General features: G+C 36.8%; 5 protein-coding genes. All 5 read right to left on the reverse strand.

Features of this window, described 5'->3' with window-relative positions; all coding sequences use genetic code 11:
• Nucleotides 1-323: 323 nt before the first annotated feature.
• A complete protein-coding gene (locus ACWXWT_RS19930; protein WP_456043312.1) occupies nucleotides 324-686 on the reverse strand; it encodes a hypothetical protein in 363 nt (120 codons plus the stop codon).
• Nucleotides 687-801: 115 nt separating this feature from the next.
• Nucleotides 802-1,572: a hypothetical protein gene (locus tag ACWXWT_RS19935; RefSeq protein WP_456043313.1), complete on the reverse strand. Its 771-nt coding sequence runs from the start codon at nucleotides 1,570-1,572 to the stop codon at nucleotides 802-804.
• A 97-nt stretch (nucleotides 1,573-1,669) separates the two neighbouring features.
• A complete protein-coding gene (locus ACWXWT_RS19940) occupies nucleotides 1,670-2,161 on the reverse strand; it encodes a hypothetical protein (protein WP_456043314.1) in 492 nt (163 codons plus the stop codon).
• The gene (locus ACWXWT_RS19945) at nucleotides 2,158-3,138 is read right to left on the reverse strand and encodes a hypothetical protein (RefSeq protein WP_456043315.1); all 981 of its coding nucleotides are present in this window, start codon (nucleotides 3,136-3,138) and stop codon (nucleotides 2,158-2,160) included. Before ACWXWT_RS19945 ends, ACWXWT_RS19940 begins: the two co-directional genes overlap by 4 nt.
• Nucleotides 3,139-3,614: 476 nt before the next feature.
• Nucleotides 3,615-4,166: a YcxB family protein gene (locus tag ACWXWT_RS19950; protein ID WP_456043316.1), complete on the reverse strand. Its 552-nt coding sequence runs from the start codon at nucleotides 4,164-4,166 to the stop codon at nucleotides 3,615-3,617.
• Nucleotides 4,167-4,443: the final 277 nt, after the last annotated feature.

Consider the following 4,443-nt stretch of genomic DNA (forward strand, 5'->3'; position numbering starts at 1 on the left):
GAAACTAACTGTGCAAAAAGCACCTCTGACTTGAATAGTGCCATCTTAGGGTTAACCGATAAATGTCTCGGCTTTGGCCTCCTGCGTCGCTCTACCTCCTAAATCCATTTAGTCGTAGTGCCCCTGACATTTCAACGGATTGAAAAGCGTCAGGCAGCGATAAGATCGCACTAAGAGAGCCTCTATATGTGTTTGCTGTAAACGATGATTTGACAGCTAAATGACAGACGAAGTAGATGAATTTGTTGGTTGATTTTTATTTGACTGCAAAAGCAGTCAAATTAGTTAGGTTCGCCTATTGACTGGCGGAAGGCTCATATGTGTTAAGTGCCCCTGACATACTCAACCATAATAAAAGCACTACCTAAAAACAAGCTAATTGCAGAAACTAAAAACCACGGTTCATCATAAAAACCAATACAAAGGGCGATAACTAATGCCGCACAACCTAAGCCGATTGTGTATACAGTAAACTTACATATTTTAGGATAACGAGCCACAGACACTATTGCGACTATTAACGAAAACAGCCCAACTAAAGTCACCAACGTAAGAAAGAATGAAGGTAAATCTCGAAATGCACCGTGAGCAAAAATAGCCAAACCAAATAAACACATACCCAACCAATGAATACTGGCTGGAATTACTAATGTGATGAGTGCGACTTTCTTGAATTTAATGCTCATACTTCCTTGGGGCATTTAACGCCCGCATAACGGGCTAATGAAGCTTGGCTCTAATTGGTGAGGCACGAACCAAGCCAAGCTTTATTAGTCCATGCGTTGATGCGTTTGTTATAAATCAATTCCCACATTCAATAAATGCAATACTTTCTTTTTTCCACAGCTCTCTTTCGGTAATCACACCATTTGCTTCCATTATCGTTGGTAAATGATATGGAGGACCTGATTGTAATTTTTCTTTTAATTCGTCAGTGTTATCCCTAACTATTAAAGGACAACCATATTTTGAAAGCCTTTCTTGAGCTTGTCGTAATACCGTATATTCAGAATTAGGAAAGAGGTACGCGTTATCTCTAAGTACAAGATAGCCAGAAAAACTAATGGCACAAAGGGCAAAAATTGAAATAAAAATGGTAAAAATATACATTGATAACATTGATGGATATTTCTTATAAAAACCTAGTTGCACCATAAGCTTGCTAAGCTCTTGGCCTTCAATAATGATTTGTGGCTCATCAAAATTTTTAATTTGATCTAATTCAGGAAAGAATGAAAGTTTCAACGATTCAGAAGGGTCTAGCCTTGTAATGAGCAATTCCATTTTGGACTTGTCATAACTGAACTCAACTTCACCATGCCGCTTGTTTGTTCTTACTATTGGTGCGTACTCTAGAGGAGAAGTTAGATTTATTCTGACATTTTCGAGTACACGCTTCGAAAGGTTTTCAATCCATAACTGAGATACGAAAAAACCATCCACTTTTGCTTTTTTTCTCAGTTCACTAGGCAACAAATTTGGAGAAGGTTGCTCAAATTGCACATTTATTGGATCTGGTGCGTCTTTCGCTATTGTATAAAAAAAGCTTAGTATCGAGAATGGATTCCACATTTAAGACATACTTCCTTTTGATTTATAACGCCCCACTCACCGGAATTTTGGGAGCGAAGCGAGTAAAATTTCCGAGTGCAGTGGTTTGTTATACGCTTTAATCCTCTATCCCTTCTTTTTTTCTCCGTTCAGTTATCTCGTGTTCGATTCGCTCTTGCTGTAACTCTATCAAAGCACTAGGAAGTTTGAATGAAAGAAAACAAGATATTGTTGCAAAAAACATATATCCGTACTCAAGGATTAACTGAACTGTCGGGTATTTATTTTTAATGACAATGGAGACAAATATCAAAAATAGAGTTATTAAATATGCTTTAAATAACCATTTATGCCGAATAAGACGATTATATGTTAAATCACTACCTAATCTTGCAACCTGCCAGCCCCCAGCGGGCAAAGATTTGGGGTCTCCAACCAATGTAATGACTGCGACCAAAAAACCAGCAAGAATTGAAAAGACTGTAACAATTACGTTTATTGCATCTTGATTGCCATGAATTAGAGGTTGACAAAAATAAGAGCCTAAACCGCCCCAAAGTACAAGGCATATGGCCAGTTTGATTTTATCTTTATCAATTTCTCTGCTCATTGCTTGAATACACCATCAGCATCTAGTCTATCGTGATACTCTTTTAGCTTAGTCCAAGCTGCGCTTTTACTAAGTGATTTCCCAAGAGTTTCAACTCTAAATGAGTCAGACACACGAATTTCATCAGAAGTAATTCTATTGCCTGCACCAGTTACAATGACAAAACCATTTTCATGCTCTTCATCAAATTCAGCAATAACTTGTTCAGCGGTTTTTTCAAGTCGCTTTTTGCCTGCCTTTCCGAATTCAGGGTCTTTTGAATTTCGTCTTGCTTCCATACCGTCAAACTTGATAGTAACCTTAACATTAAGGTTTTCTTTTTCAGTTATATCTTTTAAATCCTTATCTTTACTGAAAACGGCAGAAAGCTGATTCGCCATTGCTTTTTTCCAGCCAGAAACTTTAGGGTTTTTCTGATCCATATGGATCAAACTAGCCTCATAAAGTGAGGTGTTTAAATCAATTTCTTTAACACCTTCATCCTTGATCATTCGAAGCTTATTGGTTTTTGCAACTTTATCTAACTCAAACGTCTTAGCAATTTCTTTCTTTTCAATAGCTCTTAAAACGTGCCAAACATATGTCTCAACGACGGTTTCCCGAACGCCAGAAGGACATAAAATTACGTGATTACCTTTGATATAAACAAAAACCTCACCATCAAGATAGTCCTTTCCGTCAGGAGCGGTCTGTGCAGTAACGTTTGATTGTTTTGCTCGTTTGCTCTTGTCGATAATTGAGGTTGACTCACCTGGTACATATGAGGCTATTTGAAGGTATAACCCGCCATCATCTTTAAAGCTCGCGCCCCTAATTTCAGCACCAGAGCTAACCTCAAAAGTTCTTTTCCCTACAGTATCAAGCACTTGATGAGCATCTATCAAAAGTGACTCAAGTGATTGCTTACCTTGATCATCCCATTTTGCTCTTCTGTAGTAGAACTTCTTATTCTTAAAGTTTGGTTTTTTCCCTGCCATTTTTAACTCCTAAAGGGCGAAAAGGTAATTGCGTATAACGCCCAAATAAGGGGCTAATTATTGCTGGCTAAAATAACGAACGAAGTGAGGCAGCCAGCTGTAATTAGTCCCACTTCATTTTCTTGTTATGTGCTAAACAATAAATAGAACACATATATTGCCAATGTAAAAAATATAAAGCCACGTATATAACCTTTATTTCTAGTTTTAACCCAAAACTCTTTTTGAGCTTTTTGTTCAGGCTGACTTAATAAATGATCACAGTGAGGACACCTATTACCTAGATACATTATTAGATTACATCTCGGACATCTTGCAGAGGGCTCAAACTCTGACATTCCGATAATTGAAGGTTTCTCAGGCTTCATTACATCCTTGGCACATAACGCCGTTTTAAGCGGCAAATTGCAGTTGGCTAAAATAAGTGAGGCACGAACAAAAAGGCAACTGTAATTTGTCCGACTTGAAAACCCTTGTTAGGTGTTTTTAAAACCATTAATCTCGCTTTGTATTTTTACAAAGTCATTTTCACCAACCATGCTTTTGGGTATTATATGGGCAGTAATCGGTGTGTTATAAATAAATATATGATCATCTGTAAAAGCAATCTTATTAATTGCCTCCCAAGCTTGATAATTGTCTGAGTTATCAGTTTCCTCTCTAACGCCAGATGAACTAATAGTTAAAGTATGTTTACAAAACACTTCTTTTTGTTGGAGTTGTTTAGCTGATTTTTTTGCATAGGTTTTATAACAATAAAGTGTCCATAAATAAGACCCCAAAGCACCACCTACAGCCCCACCATAAAAACTATTTTGATCAGTAATATATGCCAACAGTGAAACTGCTAACAATATAAAAAGAGATGAACCATAAAGACTCCAAAACTTCTTTTTCTTAAACGCTTCATCATTTTCCATCCAATTATGGCTTAAAGCGATGAGGTCATTTAAATCATTTTCATAGACTACTTGCACAAAACCTCCGTAAACACCTAACAGCGTATTAGCGAGAATTCCGATAAACATCCTGAGAAGCTCACCAAACCCAACATTAATACCACCTTAATTATTAATAATTTTAGTAACTTATCAGTTTACCCTTCATGAATCAATCACCCTTTTGGCTAGGTGAAACCGAGAATTTTAATAACCGAGAACGATTTGGTCTCTTTATGTAAAGATGACTTATGAACAAAAATCAACCAATTCAATTAACTAAGTTTGTCCTTGAGATAAAACCGAGAATTTTTGTGATTACATAACGAGAACAAAACTGGCTTTTTTACAACAATGAATTATAACT

This window comes from Shewanella sp. A22 (assembly GCF_053850585.1).

Coding starts and splice junctions, on each gene's coding strand:
- ACWXWT_RS19950 (WP_456043316.1), bottom strand. CDS start 4,166: ATGTTTATCGGAATTCTCGCTAATACGCTGTTAGGTGTTTACGGAGGT.
- ACWXWT_RS19945 (WP_456043315.1), bottom strand. CDS start 3,138: ATGGCAGGGAAAAAACCAAACTTTAAGAATAAGAAGTTCTACTACAGA.
- ACWXWT_RS19930 (WP_456043312.1), bottom strand. CDS start 686: ATGAGCATTAAATTCAAGAAAGTCGCACTCATCACATTAGTAATTCCA.
- ACWXWT_RS19935 (WP_456043313.1), bottom strand. CDS start 1,572: ATGTGGAATCCATTCTCGATACTAAGCTTTTTTTATACAATAGCGAAA.
- ACWXWT_RS19940 (WP_456043314.1), bottom strand. CDS start 2,161: ATGAGCAGAGAAATTGATAAAGATAAAATCAAACTGGCCATATGCCTT.